Below are 14088 nucleotides of genomic sequence, written 5' to 3' on the forward strand. Positions count from 1 at the left end.
GCTGCATGAACCGTACTATCTTACACTTCCTGAACGCCGGGAGCTTTCTTTAATCAAGAAGGATCCAGAGCATGACCACTCGTCCAGAGTATTACCGTCTTCACAATGGCACCAAGGCCCCTTTGCAATTTGAGGTGGCCGAATATGAGGCCCGCATTGCGGGGCTGCGTCAAAGTATGGAGACGCACGGCACCTCCGCGGCCGTTTTCACTTCGATGCACAATGTGTCTTACTATTCCGGCTTTACCTATTGTGCCTTTGGCCGCCCCTATGCGCTGGTGGTGACGGCTGATGCTGCAGTTACGATCAGTGCGGGTATTGATGCAGGGCAGCCGTGGCGGCGTTCGTTTTGCGACAATATCACCTATACAGACTGGCAGCGGGACAACTTCTGGCGCGCGATCCGGTCTGTTACCGGAGCGGGTGCCTCTGTCGGCTATGAGAGCGATCACCTGACACTGCTGCAGAAACAGAAGCTTGATGCCTTCTTGCTGCCTGAACGTATCGTCGATCTGTCTGAGGTCACGATGCAGCAGCGGATGCGCAAATCAGCGGCGGAGATTGAGCTCATCCGTGCCGGTGCCGCAGTTGCTGATGTGGGTGGCTATGCCATCCGTGACGCGGTCAAAGAAGGGGCGCGTGAAATCGACATTGCGATGGCTGGGCGTGACGCAATGGAGCTGGAAATTGCCGCCAAATTTCCAGATGCAGAATACCGCGACACATGGGTGTGGTTCCAATCCGGGATCAACACTGATGGGGCGCACAATCCGGTGACGAGCCGGCGTCTTCAGCGCGGCGATATCCTTTCGCTCAACACTTTCCCGATGATTTCAGCCTATTACACCGCGCTTGAACGCACGATGTTTGTGGGTGAAGTGGACAAAGCCAGCCTTGAGTATTGGGAAGCCAACGTTGCAGCCCATGAATATGGGATTTCCCTGCTGAAACCCGGAGCCAGCTGTGCCGAGATCACCGAAAAGATCAACACGTTCTTTTCTGAGCGTGATCTCTTGCAATACCGCAGCTTTGGTTATGGCCATTCCTTTGGGGTGTTGTCGCACTACTATGGGCGCGAGGCCGGGCTTGAGCTGCGCGAAGACATCGATACCGTGTTGGAACCCGGCATGGTGATTTCGATGGAGCCGATGCTGACAATTGCAGAGGGCAATCCGGGGGCTGGGGGCTATCGTGAACATGACATCCTGATCATCACCGAGGATGACAATGAAAACATCACGAAATACCCCTATGGACCCGAGTTCAACTTGATTGCGTGATCAGGCGTCTTTGTGCGCGGCGCTTTTACGCATCAGCGCATAATTGTCTGATAAGCTCCCCTTGACGCTTGGCCTTTTGCTCTGCATCCACCACATAACAAGTGGCGCAGGGCAAAAGCGCCGATGGCTGTATCAAGCGGAGACAGAGGAATGGGCTATATACGTTGGGTATTTGCGCTGGTGTTTTGGGGCGCAGTGGCGAGCCTATTGCATTACACGTTGCCACAATACGATATTGTGCGCATTGTCAGCACCTATGAAGAGCGCCAGGAGCTGAACGACTGGACCCGTATGTTCTGGTCCAAACCCGACACCCAAAGCGCCGGTCTGGAAAACCGCGACGTCCAGTTCATCCAGGCCATGACCCCGGATGAAAAAGCGGTGGTGTATCGCAATGAAGACACCGGTTGGAGCTGGCCGCCCTATTTCAAATTCGATACCGCCAATCTTTATACTCAGGCCAATGATATGGTCTCAACCAAAGATGATCCTGAGTGGGTCGCCATCAAACATTACGGTTGGCGCAATCAATATCTGACCATCTTCCCCAATGCGATTTCCGTGAAACCCGTTGCGGGGCCGGATGCCTCTATCACCAATTGGGTCAGCATTGTCATTCTGGTGTTGTTTGCTGTGGTGTTCTGGGCGCTTTACGTGCGCTGGCGCCGGTTCAAAGCACGCCGGGTTGATCCATTGATCGAGGATGTGGAAGACGGCATCTTTGCCGTTGGTGATGCGATTGAAGATCGCAAATCCCGCGTCTCTAGATGGTGGAAAAAGAAGTAAGTTTCACACCCTGCAGGCAATGGTCGGCGATGTGACCTTTGCCTGCAGCTGGCCCTTTAGTCTGAGAACAGATGTTCAGTGGCAAGGATGCGGTCGGCCTGTTCGGATGACACTGATAGAAACGTTTGCAATCGTGCGCGGTTGAGGTCAGGCGAATTGTTTTCGCGCAAGATCACATGATTGGCGAGATCCGCGTCGCGCAGCTGATCCGCTTCGTGCAAAATGTCGTTGCGAATGGTTGGGAGCAGCCGTTCCAGCGTCTGATCTGATGTGTTTTCACCTGCAAGCCCGACACGACGTGCGTGACCTGCAAGATAGGTATCCGTGAAATTACACTCAACCTGCAGCAGGCGCACCTTGGCGCGGTCGGTGTAAAAATCCTGTATCAGGTCAAGCGAGGATGGATCCAGACACAGGACCATCCGGTCACTGTCGAAATAGTCAAACAACATCCGCATCAATGCGCGCCGATGGCGTGTGCGTTTTTCGAGTGACGCTTGAATGCCGCCAAGATCAGGCAGGGGGGCATCACCTTCGTTAAAGATATATTCGAGACAAGGTACATTGGTGGCCTGACGCACCGGCTCCAGCAGGCGTTTTGCAACGTGCCATTTCTTACATGTCACAATCATCAGTTCGCGTTCATGGCCCAGGCTGCTCTCTGTTTCCCAAAACCGGGGCGCAAAACGACGCCCTTTGCGCCCACGTTCTGATAAGAACCGCTGCAGATTGCGTCCTTCATTTGAGATGGAAAACTCAACGCCAGTTGCGGCATAGAGCTTGCCGAGCCGCTGTTTCAGATCTTTGGCTTCGGGGCTGATTTTGCGGGCAAACAGAAAATCCTGCCCAAGCAGCAGATCATAATGGTCATTATAAAACGTGATCGGCATGCCGTAGTCGCTGAACATCAGGAATGTCAGCGTGCGAGACTGAATTTCCTGCTCCGGGATCAGATGACGCACCAGGGTCTGAAAGAAGGTTTCATCCGGGATCCAGGTGGTACGAAAGAACCGCACCACATCTTTGCGCGCTTTGACAAATTCCAGCAGTTTTTCAACAGTGCGGCGGCGTAGGCACCACCATTGGCTGCCGATTTGCACCTGAATATCTGCGGGGATCTTACGTTTCAGGCCCAGTTTGCGCTGCAAATAGACATTGGCGTAAAACAGCGACTTATGTTTGCGTTCGTTGAGAAAGTGGCGATAGATCAGCCGGTCTTCTTTCATCCCGGTTTTGATCCAGTTGCTGTCAAAAAAATCAAAGCTTTCGATGAAATCACATGCATTGCGATCCAGAAACTGATGCGCGTATTCCGCCGTTTTGACCGCCATGCAATCGCCTGAAACCATATAAAAATGGGTTGCATGCGGGAACTGCGCTTCTGCTGTTTCCAAGGCATAAAGCGTGGCCTGAACCAGCGACCATTCCCCCCAGCCACATTTGATCCGTTTGCGCGCAAAGGCGACATTGGGATTGTTCTTCAGAGCCTGTTGAATACGGTCAAAATCCGCATTGGCGGCGCTGGCATCAAAATGGATGGAAATATAGTCGCCCACGGCTGTCAGCTGCGTGGCTTGCTGGATCACCGCATCCGGGTCTTTGTGGCAAAGAAGAATATATGCGATTTGTGCCATCAGGGGAAAAGTTTGCTCAACTTATAGAAATTGTTTCTCTTGATAAGGGGGAAAACAGGGTGAATAAACCAGAATGTTCTGTATTTTATCTTAAGCGTTAAGAATGCAGCGCGGTTGCGATATGGTGCTACGTCCCAAATGAGAGGTGTATAGATGGGCTTTCCCGGAACTTGGATGACCGAAAGCGAAAGCGTCCTTTACCGTGTGGTGCCCAAATGTGCCTGCTCCACCATTGGCCAGATCATGTATTACTCGGATCATGGCCGCTTTTTTGATGGTGACATTCACGACGCGCAGGATGGCCTGCACAAATGGGCGCTAGATCACAGCCAGGCCCCAATTTCGCGCGTGGTCAACGCGCACAGCACCTATGCCTTCACCTGTGTGCGAAACCCTTACACGCGGGTGCTCAGCTCATTTTTTGACAAGATCTGCGGTATTCAGCGCAATGGTCGCCGCTACCGTGGCAACCTGGTGCCCAAACTGGTCTATGATTATGGCATCGAAGTGGGCGGTGATGATGGCAAGCATGAGTTTGACCAGATCAAAAGCTTCCGCCGTTTCCTGCTGTTTGTGCGCGACACTGTGCGGTTTCGTCGCCCGATGGAACCAGACATCCACTGGTCATCAACGTCGGGTCATGTTTCCACCTTCATCTGGAACGGCGGGCGCTATGATAAGATCTTTTGGACGGAACAGTTCAACGACGGCATGCAGCAGGTTCTGGATGAAATCGAAACACCCCATACCGTTGATCTGACATCGATCCCACGCTTCAACGAAAGCGAAGGCCACGGCCCCAAACGCGCGCATCCGGTTGAGGATTATTTCGACGATCTGTCGATGCATCTTATCTATGAGATCTACAAACGCGATTTCGAGTTGTTCAAATATGATTTTGAAAACCCGGGCAACAAAATGCCCATTGGTGAAATCGATCTCGAAGAGGTTCACGCCAAGCTAGGTGAGTGAGAGCCATATTGCGGGGGCTGCTCCCGCCCGTCGTTTGATCATTAAAATGATCAGCTCCCGTTGGGCCGCGCGCCGAGCTGACGCTCGGCGGGGCGCTGATGACAATCCAATGCGTGATTTTATGCAGCGGTGGTGTGTGGCAGCTGCGTTGGCGGTTTGCGTACCTGCGCCGGGCACCGCCCGGCGCGCGGCCCAAGGTTTCAAGTGGTGCCAGCCAGAGGCTGGTGCGGCATTGAAAGGGCGGGAGTACTCCGCTTGCTTATAGCGCTAGTGACCTGCGGATCAGCCTCACACGCTCAGCTGTGGATGTTTTGGGCAAAGTGATGGTTTCTAGCGCCATCTTCTCCAGGAAGGATTTGATACGTCGAAATTCTGCCATCGCTTCGTCAAACCCATGCCTGCGATCACAGTCGCTTACATAGATCTCACGCCATGGTGGGGCAAGAATGACCGGCGCATCATAGGGAAACTGCGTGGGCAGATAGGCGGAAGGGCAAGCACCATCGCCATGAGCCATTGCAACAGCGGCATCCAATAGACCGCGATCATAAAACACGGGTTGTGAGCGGGCAGCAGTCGCGTCAAGGTCCTGCAGTGAGACCTCTTTTACGCGTAGGAGAAAGCTTGCCATATCGGTCCATGGCACTGCAGTCCCGCCGGTTTCTTGTTCCTGTTTGATAATGCGACGCCCGGGTTCTGCAACAATGTGAAACCCGGCGGCGGACAAGGCGTCACAGAGCGTGGATTTCCCACCACCGCTACACCCCGTGATTAGAAAACGTTTTCCCATATGGCCACCTCATCAAAAAAATACCCTCTGGCCGGTTGGGCCAGAGGGTGTTGCGGGTTCATAAAAGATATCACCGATCAGCTGTCGTAGTCATCCGGCAGCGCACGTACCGCACCTTTGGCAGCGGATGTTGCCAGCATGCCATAGGCTTTGAGCGCGGTTGAAACCTTGCGTTTGCGGGGCTTCTCTGGCTTCCAGCCCTTTTCGTCCTGGATCTTGCGGCGCGCGTCCAGCTCTTCATCGGAGATCATCAGATTGATCGAGCGGTTGGGGATGTCGATTTCGATCTTGTCGCCGTTTTGCACCAGACCAATCGCGCCACCTTCTGCCGCCTCAGGTGAGGCGTGCCCAATCGACAGGCCGGATGTCCCGCCCGAGAAACGACCATCCGTGAGCAGCGCACATTCTTTGCCGAGCCCTTTGGATTTCAGATACGACGTTGGATACAGCATTTCCTGCATGCCGGGGCCACCACGGGGGCCTTCATAGCGGATCACTACAACATCACCCGCCTTCACCTTGCCGGTCAGAACGTCGCTTACCGCTTGGTCCTGGCTTTCACAGACATAGGCATTGCCAGTGAACTGCAGGATAGAGGCATCCACACCAGCAGTTTTCACGATACAACCGTCAAGCGCGATATTGCCAAACAGAACCGCCAAACCACCATCCTGGCTGAAGGCATGTTCCTTGGAACGGATCACGCCGCCTTCGCGGTCAGTGTCGAGCTCTTTGTAGCGGTTGGACTGCGAAAACGCCTGGGTGGTGCGCACACCGCCGGGCGCCGCCTTGAACAGCTCTTCCGCAGCGGGGTTATTGGCGACTGTGACATCCCATTTTGCGATGGCTTCGCCCATGGTGCTGGAGTGCACGGTGGGAACATTTGTGTGCAAAAGCCCGGCGCGGCTCAGTTCGCCAAGGATCGAGAAAATACCACCGGCGCGGTGCACGTCTTCCATGTGAACGTTATGGGTGTTGGGTGCCACTTTACACAGGCAGGGCACTTTACGGCTGAGCCGATCCATATCGGTCATGTCGAAATCGACCTTACCTTCATGAGCGATGGCCAGAAGGTGCAAAACAGTATTGGTGGATCCGCCCATGGCGATGTCCAGCGACATCGCGTTTTCAAACGCTTCAAAGGTTGCGATTTCGCGCGGCAGCAGGCCTTTTTCATCCTGTTCATAGTGGCGTTTGGTGATCTCAACGATCTTGCGGCCTGCTTCCAGGAACAGCTGTTTACGGTCTGAGTGGGTCGCCAGTGTGGAGCCATTGCCCGGCAGCGCGAGCCCCAGCGCCTCAGCCAGACAGTTCATCGAGTTTGCGGTGAACATGCCCGAGCAGGAGCCACAGGTAGGGCAGGCGTTTTCTTCGATGTGCTGCACTTGCTCATCGGTGAATTTGTCATTTGCCGCCGCAACCATGGCATCCACCAGGTCGATCTTTTTCATATCTAGATCTTCGATGTCGATTTTGCCCGCTTCCATCGGGCCGCCGGAGACAAAGATCACCGGAATGTTCAGGCGCATTGCCGCCATCAACATGCCGGGGGTGATCTTGTCACAGTTGGAGATACACACCATTGCATCGGCGCAATGGGCGTTGACCATATATTCAACGGAATCTGCGATTACCTCACGCGAAGGCAGCGAATAAAGCATGCCGTCGTGGCCCATGGCGATGCCATCATCCACCGCAATGGTGTTGAACTCTTTGGCAACACCACCAGCGGCTTCAACTTCGCGCGCAACCATCTGGCCCAGATCTTTCAGGTGCACGTGGCCCGGAACAAACTGGGTAAAGGAGTTGACGATCGCAATAATCGGCTTGCCAAAGTCGCTATCGGTCATGCCTGTGGCGCGCCACAAACCGCGGGCGCCTGCCATGTTACGGCCATGGGTGGAGGTTCTTGATCGGTACATCGGCATTGTGCGTTTTCCCTAATTTTTGCCCACAGGGACACTATTTGCGCAATAAAGGCAATATCTGGGGCGGATTTCGGTTACTTTTGGTTGCTGTGCCCCGGCATTTGCGGGGTGTTTACGTCTGTTTGGGTGGTGGCTGTTGGTGTTTTTCTGAGTGGGCGCGCCAAGAGGTGATTCACCAGCATCCCCACAAGGAGCGCCCAGAAGGCTGCGCCAATGCCCCAGAAACTGATTCCAGAGACGGTAATCATGAATGTCATCAGCGCAGCTTCGCGCCCGGATGGCTGTCCCAGTGCGGCTGAAAGGCTGTTGCCAATGGTGCTGAGCAGGGCAAGGCCTGCAATGGTGGCGACCAGTGCCTGTGGTGCGATCAGAAACAGGCTGATCACTGCTGCGCCGCCAAGACCCACAATACAGTAAAAGATCCCGGCCATCACTGAGGCGATGTAACGGGTGTTCGGGTCTTCGTCGGCCTCTGGCCCGGCGCAGATCGCAGCAGTAATCGCTGCCAGATTAAAGGCAAAACCGCCAAAAGGTGCAAGCACGGTAGACGCCAACCCGGTGATCGTCATGCTGGCGGAGACCGGTGGCTCGTATCCCGCGCCCTTCAGTGTAACAACACCGGGCATGTTCTGTGAACACATGGTCACGATATAAAGCGGCAGACCCACTCCGATCAGCACTGGCAGTGAAAAGCTTGGCATCACAAAGATAGGCGCGGTGAGGGCAAGATCAAAGCCATCAAGCGGGCCAAAACTGCCCGCAACACCGGCCCAAAGGCACCCAAGCAAGAAGGTCACAGGAATGGTGTAGCGCGCGAAATACAGCCGCCCGGCGATGAAGCAGGTGGTCATCACGGCAACCAATGCAAAATCAACCTGGGCTGCGCGCACCGCATCAAGGCCGAATTGAAATAGAATGCCTGCAAGCATGGCATTGGCGAGGCTGTCGGGGATGAGGCCTGCGATTTTTTCAAACCAGCCGGTCAGCCCTGTCAGCGTGAGCAAGACGCCAGAGAACAGGAACGCGCCAATAGCATCCGACATTGGAATGCCGTGCAGCCCAACAGCAAGCAATGCCGCGCCCGGCGTCGACCAGGCCGTGAGAATCGGCATTCTGTAGCGCAGTGAAAGAATCAGACAGGTGAGCCCCATACCAAGACCCAGCGCCATCATCCAGCTGGCGGCCTGCGCGGCTGTTGCACCAGAGGCGTCAATTGCCTGAAAAATAATGGCAACTGAGCTGGTGTACCCCACCAGCACGGCAATCGCACCTGCGGAGATATGGGAGAATTTCACTTTGGCGACCATCTGGCTTTTCTTCCCATGTGGCTGGGTCTAGAGTGCGTGCGTTATAGCGTCCAATTTAGCTTTGTGCGTTATAGCGCACAAGGAAAAAGTGAACACCGCTAAAACGGGCCGTCAGAGTTGGAATAGGGCAGGCGATGAAAGAGGACACAATTGCACAGAACCTGCGCCGGATTCGCACCGAGCAGGGCCTTAGCCTGAGTAAGGCTGCGGATTTGACCGGGGTCAGCAAGGCAATGCTGGGCCAGATCGAGCGGCAGGAATCCAGCCCTACCATTGCAACACTGTGGAAAATTTCCGAAGGTTTTCATGTGCCGCTCACGGCTTTGTTGCAGGAAAACAGCGATGATGAGGGCCCAACCGTGCGTTTTCCGGGCAGTATTTCGGTGCGCATTGTGTTTCCATTTGATCCCAAACTGGCGGAAGAAACCTTTGAGATCACGCTGAAGCCGGGGCAATTTCACAAATCCGAAGCACATGAAGAAGGGCTGGTTGAAGATATCTATGTGCTTTCGGGCGGGGTTGAGCTGCAATATGGGGCGGAAACGCTACAGCTTGGGGCCGGGCGCGGATTTCGCTTTGCTGCGGATCAAGCGCATTCCTACCGCGGCCTGGATGAGGGGGCGGTGTTTTTGAACATTCACCATTACGCCCGCCGCGAGCTGTGATGGCGCGCGCGGCCAAGTTTGGCGCATTTGGAACCTGTTGCACCTGCGCGCGGCAGAGGCTGCGTTTTCTTGCATCTGGGGCGGGTTACGCCGTCCAGCCTCTCTTGCGCCTGAGGGATTGCGGGCTTACATCTGCTCCTCATGGCTAAGAAGAAGCAAACCACCGACCCAAATTACAAGATCGTTGCGGAAAACCGCCGCGCGCGGTTTGATTATGCGATCGACAGCGATCTGGAATGCGGCATTGTGCTGGAAGGTTCAGAAGTCAAAGCCATGCGTGGCAATGGGGTGAATATCGCTGATTCCTATGCTGCCGTCGAAGACGGGGAGCTGTGGCTGGTGAACTCGTATGTGCCGCCCTATGAGCAGGCCAAAGTGTTCAAACACATTGAACGCCGCCGTCGCAAATTGCTGGTGTCACGGTCTCAGCTGTCGGAGCTTTGGAATGCCACCCAGCGTAAGGGCATGACGCTGGTGCCTTTGGTGCTCTATTTCAACCACAAGGGCCGCGCCAAAATCAAAATCGGCATCGCCAAAGGTAAAAAACTGCATGACAAGCGTGCAACCGAAGCCAAGCGCGATTGGTCACGGCAAAAGCAGCGCCTGTTGAAAGATCACAGCTGACGCTGCGGGTGAAATCAATTTTGTTGGATTGCGGCCTTGTGCCTCTCTTGCACCCGGATGAGGGCGGTAGTACGCCTTCATGCAGGTTTTGACCCGGGAGGCATGTATGAAGGACGATCCAAAGACACTTGTTTCGACCGAATGGTTGGCAGCGCACCTGAAAGACCCTGATCTGCGCATCCTGGATGCGTCTATGCCACCGGTTGGCTGCGGCCCGGAAGCCAAGGGCAGCACCAAGGCTGCGTATGACAACGCGCATATTCCGGGAGCACGGTTTTTCGACATCGACGAAATTTCCGATCATCGCTCAGAGCTGCCGCATATGGCGCCGCCTGTGGAAAAATTCATGTCACGTCTGCGCGCCATGGGGGTGGGAGATGGCCACCAGGTGGTGGTCTATGACAGCGCTGGGCTGTTTTCGGCGGCGCGTGTGTGGTGGCTGCTCCGTTTAATGGGGCAGAACAACGTGGCAGTATTGGATGGTGGTCTGCCAAAATGGCAGGCTGAAGGCTTGCCGCTTGAAGATCTGCCACCGGTTATCCGCGATCGCCACATGACCGTGCGGGTACAGAACCATCTGGTGCGTGATGCGACGCAGGTTTCATCGGCGTCAAAGCTGCGCGACCATGAAATCATTGATGCGCGCGCCGCAGAGCGTTTCCGCGGCGACCAGCCAGAACCACGCGAAGGGTTGCGTGCAGGCCATATTCCGCGCTCGCGCAATGTGCCGTTCAAATCCCTGCTGACCGCAGCGGGTACGATGAAAGATCCAGATCAGCTTCGCACTATCTTTGAAGAGGCCGGTGTTGATCTGTCCAAACCAGCCATTACCACCTGTGGATCAGGGGTAACAGCCGCTATCCTGTGCCTCGCCTTGGAGCGCATGGGGAAAACCGATTATTCGCTTTATGACGGCTCTTGGGCGGAATGGGGTGCCTTTCCAACCTTGCCGATCGCGACTGGAGAAGAGTGATGTTTGAAAACCTAAAAGCACAGCCAGCTGATAAAATCCTGGCGCTGATGCAGCAGTTCCGTGAGGATCCGCGCGACAGCAAGATCGATCTTGGTGTGGGCGTGTATAAAAACGCGGAAGGCGTTACCCCGGTTATGCGTGCGGTGAAAGCAGCAGAGCACAAGATCTGGGAAACGCAGGAAAGCAAATCCTACGTGGGTCTCGCGGGTGATCCGGCCTATGCGGATGGCATGATCAGCCTGATCCTTGGGGATGCGGTTGCACGCGGCAATATCGCTGCCGCAGCCACTCCGGGTGGTACGGGTGCGGTACGTCAGGCGTTTGAGCTGATCCGCAACGCCAATCCAAACGCGCGGGTTTTTGTGTCAGATCCCACCTGGCCGAACCACATTTCGATCCTGAAGTATCTGAACATCGAAACCGTCAGCTATCGCTATTTTGACCGCGAAACCCGTGGTGTGAACTTTGACGGCATGATCGAGGATCTCAAAGGCGCAAACCCTGGTGATGTGGTGTTGCTGCACGGCTGCTGCCACAATCCAACCGGTGCCAATCTCAACCTGACCCAATGGCAGGCGGTTGTGGATGTGCTGAACGAAAAAGGCCTCATCCCGATGGTCGACATCGCCTATCAGGGCTTTGGCGATGGTCTGGAAGAAGATGCGCAGGGTGTACGTCTGGTGGCGTCTTCTGTGCCGGAATGTCTGATTGCGGCGAGCTGCTCCAAGAACTTTGGCATCTACCGTGAACGTACCGGCCTTCTGATGGCTGTGGCGCAGGATGCGGATGGTCAGGCGCTGAACCAGAGCACTCTGTCCTTCCTGAACCGTCAGAACTATTCCTTCCCGCCGGATCACGGCGCGCGCATTGTCAGCACCATCTTGAACGATGATGCGCTGCGCACCGATTGGGCGGCTGAGCTGGAAGATGTGCGCCTTGGCATGTTGGCCCTGCGTCAGCAGCTGGCGGATGAGCTGCAGAACCTTACCGGCTCTGATCGCTTTGGCTTCCTTGCGCAGCACCGTGGCATGTTCTCGCTTTTGGGCACCAGCGCGGATCTGGTTGAAAAGATGCGCGTCGACAATGGGATCTATATGGTGGGCGACAGCCGCATGAACATTGCGGGTCTGAACACACAGACCGTGCCGGTACTGGCCAAAGCCATCGTGGATGCAGGCGTTTAACGTCTCTGTTTCCTGAGTAAAGAAAACCCCGCCACAGTCAGTGTGGCGGGGTTTTTTGTTTTGAAGACCAGACCCTTGTGATGGGTCTGGTTCATTTGACGGGCGTGTTGTTAGCTCGCTTGGAATTCCGGGTAGGCTTCCATGCCCAGCTCCGCCATGTCGAGGCCGTGTACTTCGTCTTCTTCGTCAACGCGGATGCCGATGAAGGATCTCAGCACAAGGAAACCGATCAGGCTGACAACGAATACAAAGATGCCGATGGCCGCAAAGCCGATGAACTGGGTAACAACATTGGCGTCGCTGTTGGTCCAGGCAACGATGATGGTGCCCCAGAAACCAGCAATCAGGTGAACCGGGATCGCGCCGACAACGTCGTCAATTTTCAGCTTATCGAGGAAAGGAACCGCAAAGACCACGATACCACCACCCACAGAACCGATGATCAGCGACTGGAACAGGGAAGGGGCAAGCGGTTCAGCGGTGATCGACACCAGACCTGCCAGCGCGCCGTTCAGGATCATGGTAAGATCCGGCTTTTTGTACATTACCTGGGTCAGCACCAATGCGGCGACTGCGCCAGCTGCGGCTGCCATATTTGTGTTGGCAAAGATGCGGCTGATGTCGGCCATGTCACCAATGGTGCCCATTGCCAGCTGCGAACCGCCGTTAAAGCCAAACCAGCCAAGCCACAGGATGAATGTACCCAGTGTCGCCAGTGCAAGGTTGGAACCCGGCATCGGGATGGTTTTGCCGTCTTTGTATTTGCCGATACGTGGGCCCAGAACAATGGCACCTGCCAGCGCTGCAAAGCCACCCGCCGCGTGCACCAGAGTGGAGCCAGCAAAGTCAGAGAAGCCCATCTCAGACAACCAGCCGCCGCCCCACTGCCAGGAGGCTTCGATCGGGTAGATGATACCGGTCAGAACAACCACAAAGATCAGGAACGGCCACAGTTTGACGCGCTCAGCCAGAGTACCGGATACAATAGATGCGGTGGTTGCACAGAACATCAGCTGAAAGAAGAAGTCAGAGCCAACCGAGGCATAATCCAGCGCAGTTGCAGTACCTTCAAGCCCAACCGGTTCAAGCGAGGTCGGGCTAAACGCGCCCAGGAAACCCGGAATGGTCCAGGCGTCGCCCGGATACATCAGGTTAAAGCCAACCAGCCAGTACATGATCGCAGCCAGCGAAAACAGCGCGATGTTTTTGGTCAGCTGCATGGTTACGTTTTTGGAGCGCACCAGACCTGCTTCGAGCATGGCAAAGCCTGCGGCCATCCAGAACACCAGGAAACCACCAACGAGAAACAGCAGCGAGGTGAGGATATATTGTGTGTGGGGGGCAGTCAGACCAGCTTCGGCCTCCTGCGCAGTTGCCAGCGCAGGCATCGCCACAAGGGCGGCTGCTGCCAGCGGGAGAGTGAGTTTTTTCATGTTCATTTCCTTCCCTAGGTGCGCCTTAAAGCGCGTCGTGGTTGGTTTCACCGGTGCGCACCCGCACCGCATGTGCCACATCCAGCACGAAGATCTTGCCGTCGCCGATTTTGCCGGTGCGTGCGGTCTGGGTGATGGTGTCCACCACCTGATCCGCCAGATTTTCGGGGACCACGATTTCCAGTTTGATTTTGGGCACGAAGTTCACTTCGTATTCCGCACCGCGGTAGATTTCGGTGTGGCCGGCCTGTGCGCCAAAGCCTTTGATTTCTGTTACCATCAGTCCTGAAACGCCGATCTGGGTCAGCGCTTCGCGGACCTCCTCCAGCTTGAAGGGTTTGATGGCTGCTATGATCATTTTCATCTCAACACCCTCTTTCGGGCATTGCGCCCATTGGTTTGCATTTGCAGAAAACCTTGAGGGGCGAGTCGATGAAATGAAGCGCCCTATTTTTTAGGCGGATTGGAAGCTGTGCGCTGAAAAATGAAGCTCAAAAACCTTGCATTGCTCA

13 protein-coding genes are annotated in these 14088 nt (G+C 55.3%); 7 read left to right on the plus strand and 6 right to left on the minus strand.

Going from position 1 to position 14088, the window contains the following annotated elements:
• Nucleotides 1–71 precede the first annotated feature (71 nt).
• On the plus strand, nucleotides 72–1280 hold the full coding sequence (locus GG681_RS12935) for an aminopeptidase P family protein (RefSeq protein ID WP_153548438.1): 1209 nt from the start codon (nucleotides 72–74) through the stop codon (nucleotides 1278–1280).
• A 150-nt stretch (nucleotides 1281–1430) separates the two neighbouring features.
• Nucleotides 1431–2066, plus strand: a complete 636-nt coding sequence (locus GG681_RS12940) for a DUF1523 family protein (protein ID WP_153548439.1) — start codon at nucleotides 1431–1433, stop codon at nucleotides 2064–2066.
• A 56-nt stretch (nucleotides 2067–2122) separates the two neighbouring features.
• Here the strand turns inward: GG681_RS12940 and GG681_RS12945 are convergent, their stop codons facing one another.
• Entirely contained in the window at nucleotides 2123–3700 is a 1578-nt protein-coding gene (locus tag GG681_RS12945; protein WP_153548440.1) for a DUF5928 domain-containing protein, read from the minus strand.
• A gap of 153 nt (nucleotides 3701–3853) precedes the next feature.
• Between GG681_RS12945 and GG681_RS12950 the strand changes: the two genes are divergently transcribed.
• On the plus strand, nucleotides 3854–4672 hold the full coding sequence (locus GG681_RS12950) for a sulfotransferase family protein (RefSeq protein WP_153548441.1): 819 nt from the start codon (nucleotides 3854–3856) through the stop codon (nucleotides 4670–4672).
• 259 nt (nucleotides 4673–4931) lie between these two features.
• Here the strand turns inward: GG681_RS12950 and GG681_RS12955 are convergent, their stop codons facing one another.
• The 3 genes from GG681_RS12955 to GG681_RS12965 all read right to left on the minus strand — a co-directional run bounded on the left by GG681_RS12955 (nucleotide 4932) and on the right by GG681_RS12965 (nucleotide 8697).
• Nucleotides 4932–5462 carry an AAA family ATPase gene (locus tag GG681_RS12955; protein WP_153548442.1) on the minus strand — a complete coding sequence of 177 codons (531 nt, stop codon included), beginning with the start codon at nucleotides 5460–5462 and terminating at the stop codon, nucleotides 4932–4934.
• A gap of 77 nt (nucleotides 5463–5539) precedes the next feature.
• Nucleotides 5540–7390, minus strand: coding sequence for a dihydroxy-acid dehydratase (gene ilvD / locus GG681_RS12960; RefSeq protein ID WP_153548443.1), 1851 nt, complete (start codon nucleotides 7388–7390; stop codon nucleotides 5540–5542).
• A gap of 74 nt (nucleotides 7391–7464) precedes the next feature.
• Nucleotides 7465–8697: a benzoate/H(+) symporter BenE family transporter gene (locus GG681_RS12965; protein ID WP_153548444.1), complete on the minus strand. Its 1233-nt coding sequence runs from the start codon at nucleotides 8695–8697 to the stop codon at nucleotides 7465–7467.
• A 134-nt stretch (nucleotides 8698–8831) separates the two neighbouring features.
• On the opposite strand from GG681_RS12965, the gene GG681_RS12970 reads away from it, so the two are divergent.
• The 4 genes from GG681_RS12970 to GG681_RS12985 all read left to right on the plus strand — a co-directional run bounded on the left by GG681_RS12970 (nucleotide 8832) and on the right by GG681_RS12985 (nucleotide 12143).
• Nucleotides 8832–9362, plus strand: coding sequence for a helix-turn-helix domain-containing protein (locus GG681_RS12970; protein WP_153548445.1), 531 nt, complete (start codon nucleotides 8832–8834; stop codon nucleotides 9360–9362).
• Between the two features lie 141 nt (nucleotides 9363–9503).
• Nucleotides 9504–9986, plus strand: a complete 483-nt coding sequence (gene smpB / locus GG681_RS12975) for an SsrA-binding protein SmpB (RefSeq protein ID WP_153548446.1) — start codon at nucleotides 9504–9506, stop codon at nucleotides 9984–9986.
• Between the two features lie 106 nt (nucleotides 9987–10092).
• Nucleotides 10093–10959 carry a 3-mercaptopyruvate sulfurtransferase gene (gene sseA / locus GG681_RS12980; protein ID WP_153548447.1) on the plus strand — a complete coding sequence of 289 codons (867 nt, stop codon included), beginning with the start codon at nucleotides 10093–10095 and terminating at the stop codon, nucleotides 10957–10959.
• The gene (locus GG681_RS12985; RefSeq protein WP_153548448.1) at nucleotides 10959–12143 is read left to right on the plus strand and encodes an amino acid aminotransferase; all 1185 of its coding nucleotides are present in this window, start codon (nucleotides 10959–10961) and stop codon (nucleotides 12141–12143) included. The genes sseA and GG681_RS12985 overlap by 1 nt, the downstream gene beginning before the upstream one ends.
• A gap of 110 nt (nucleotides 12144–12253) precedes the next feature.
• Here the strand turns inward: GG681_RS12985 and GG681_RS12990 are convergent, their stop codons facing one another.
• Both GG681_RS12990 and GG681_RS12995 read right to left on the minus strand, forming a co-directional pair.
• Nucleotides 12254–13576 (minus strand): ammonium transporter, encoded by a 1323-nt coding sequence (locus GG681_RS12990; protein ID WP_153548449.1) that lies wholly within the window; start codon nucleotides 13574–13576, stop codon nucleotides 12254–12256.
• A gap of 25 nt (nucleotides 13577–13601) precedes the next feature.
• The gene (locus tag GG681_RS12995) at nucleotides 13602–13940 is read right to left on the minus strand and encodes a P-II family nitrogen regulator (protein ID WP_153548450.1); all 339 of its coding nucleotides are present in this window, start codon (nucleotides 13938–13940) and stop codon (nucleotides 13602–13604) included.
• Between the last annotated feature and the right edge of the window lie 148 nt (nucleotides 13941–14088).

This window comes from Tritonibacter aquimaris (assembly GCF_009617595.1).
GTDB lineage: Bacteria > Pseudomonadota > Alphaproteobacteria > Rhodobacterales > Rhodobacteraceae > Epibacterium > Epibacterium aquimaris.

Bases quoted from the DNA above. Each gene is read 5' to 3' on its own strand.
- GG681_RS12935 (WP_153548438.1), top strand. From the start codon at position 72: ATGACCACTCGTCCAGAGTATTACCGTCTTCACAATGGCACCAAGGCC.
- GG681_RS12940 (WP_153548439.1), top strand. From the start codon at position 1,431: ATGGGCTATATACGTTGGGTATTTGCGCTGGTGTTTTGGGGCGCAGTG.
- GG681_RS12945 (WP_153548440.1), bottom strand. From the start codon at position 3,700: ATGGCACAAATCGCATATATTCTTCTTTGCCACAAAGACCCGGATGCG.
- GG681_RS12950 (WP_153548441.1), top strand. From the start codon at position 3,854: ATGGGCTTTCCCGGAACTTGGATGACCGAAAGCGAAAGCGTCCTTTAC.
- GG681_RS12955 (WP_153548442.1), bottom strand. From the start codon at position 5,462: ATGGGAAAACGTTTTCTAATCACGGGGTGTAGCGGTGGTGGGAAATCC.
- ilvD (WP_153548443.1), bottom strand. From the start codon at position 7,390: ATGCCGATGTACCGATCAAGAACCTCCACCCATGGCCGTAACATGGCA.
- GG681_RS12965 (WP_153548444.1), bottom strand. From the start codon at position 8,697: ATGGTCGCCAAAGTGAAATTCTCCCATATCTCCGCAGGTGCGATTGCC.
- GG681_RS12970 (WP_153548445.1), top strand. From the start codon at position 8,832: ATGAAAGAGGACACAATTGCACAGAACCTGCGCCGGATTCGCACCGAG.
- smpB (WP_153548446.1), top strand. From the start codon at position 9,504: ATGGCTAAGAAGAAGCAAACCACCGACCCAAATTACAAGATCGTTGCG.
- sseA (WP_153548447.1), top strand. From the start codon at position 10,093: ATGAAGGACGATCCAAAGACACTTGTTTCGACCGAATGGTTGGCAGCG.
- GG681_RS12985 (WP_153548448.1), top strand. From the start codon at position 10,959: ATGTTTGAAAACCTAAAAGCACAGCCAGCTGATAAAATCCTGGCGCTG.
- GG681_RS12990 (WP_153548449.1), bottom strand. From the start codon at position 13,576: ATGAAAAAACTCACTCTCCCGCTGGCAGCAGCCGCCCTTGTGGCGATG.
- GG681_RS12995 (WP_153548450.1), bottom strand. From the start codon at position 13,940: ATGAAAATGATCATAGCAGCCATCAAACCCTTCAAGCTGGAGGAGGTC.